The sequence below is a fragment of the Phytoactinopolyspora endophytica genome, from assembly GCF_004138495.1.
Classification (GTDB): Bacteria; Actinomycetota; Actinomycetes; order Jiangellales; family Jiangellaceae; genus Phytoactinopolyspora; species Phytoactinopolyspora endophytica.
The window spans coordinates 211,881-213,381 of the sequence record NZ_ML142849.1 but is presented as its reverse complement, the minus strand read 5'-3'; the positions used below and the strand labels follow the sequence as shown (position 1 = coordinate 213,381).

1 protein-coding gene is annotated in these 1,501 nt (G+C 71.4%); it reads right to left on the bottom strand.

All coding sequences use genetic code 11. The features are described from left to right. On the bottom strand, positions 1 to 1,501 hold a 1,501-nt coding region (locus ELR45_RS00930), incomplete at both ends, for an HNH endonuclease signature motif containing protein (RefSeq protein WP_165367348.1).

Sequence of the window (1,501 nt, the reverse complement as noted above, 5' to 3'; positions counted from 1 at the left end):
GGGTCCTTGCGGGTAGGGCACCCGGTGGTCGATCTCGCATCGGTAGGCGGGCTGGTGGCAGCCGGGCATGATGCACTCCCGGTCTCGGAGCAGGATGAAGTCGACCAGCTCCTGGGGTGGTGTGTATCGGGTACGTCCGTAGTCCAGGGCGTGCCCGCCGACGGGGTCGGTGAGAACCCAGCGCCACACACCGGCGGCAGCCAGCACGCGCGCCGTGTCGGCATCGATCGGGCCGTAGCCGTCGAGGTGGGCCGGGTTCTCGTCCAGGCCGATCCAGGTGGTCAGCGGGATGGTGACATTCACGGTGACCGGCCGGCCGTGCGCGTTGGCCAGCGGCGCTCCGGCGGTGGCGCCGCATTCGGCGCAGCCGTCACCGCCGAGGGTGCCGGTGAACAACGACGCCCACGCCAACCCGGCCAGCGCGTCCGCGCGGGCCTGATCCAGCGTCCGCCGGCGCCCGGGACCATCACCGCTGCCGTCGCCGCCGCTGTTGCGGCCGTCGCCGTCGCGGTCGTTGCCGCCGTCGCAGTCGCGGTCGTCGTCGCGGTCGCCGTTGGCGTGGTCTCCGCCGTCGGCGCTGCCTCTGCCGTCGCCGCCCTTGCCCGCGGCGTGTCGGTCGTCGCTGCCGTCGCTCTGGTTCCCACTCTGGTCGTTCCCGCTCTGGTCGGCTGCGCGCTCGTCGTCCTGGCGGCGCAGCGTGTCCGCGCTGGCGGTGAGGGTGGCCATGATCGCTTGGGCGTCTTCCGCGGGCAGGTAGGCATACAGCCAGGCCATACCGTCCTTGGCCGGCTCGGTCCACACCCGCCTGTCTCGACGCGCTTCGCGGCGCTTCTCCTTCGATTTCTGCGGGTCCAGCTGGTGCAAAAGCCGGTTGACCACCTGCGACAACTTCACTGAGGTCCACTTGTGCACGTGCGGCAGCACCGCCGCCTCAAGCTTGCGAGCAATCTCGGGATCGCGGTCTCGTAACGCGATGAGCAGAATGTTCACCCGGCGCTGGTCCAGCCTCCCGGCCGCGAACGCGGCATGGATGGCGGGGAAGTCCTCGACCAGCTGCACCCCCTGCGCGACCACCCGCTCGGCCTGCGGCTTGGTCCACGGCCACACCGTGCACACCTCACCCGCGGCGACCGGCACCGGATGCAACGCGGCATACCCGTTCGGGTTGTCCGGGCACACGTCCGGACGGTGGGTGAGCTCGGCCAGCACCGTGGCCTGCGTCGCCTGCGCCCACGCGACCAGCCGCTCCCACCCGGCCACGGCGTCTCCCAGCTCCGCCGCGCTCATCTTCGACACCGAGGTCCCGAGTAACGCCTGAACAAGCTCCGTTCCGGGTCCCAGATCCGCGATCGCGCTCTCGGCGTCGCCGGGCATGTCGTCCAACAACCGCACGTTCGCCGATACCCAGCCGGGCGCGTCCGCCGGCATCGGCTCATCCACACCGACCACGAACCCGGGCAACGACAGCAGGGCAGCCTCGTCGGCCGACCACGCCTCGGCC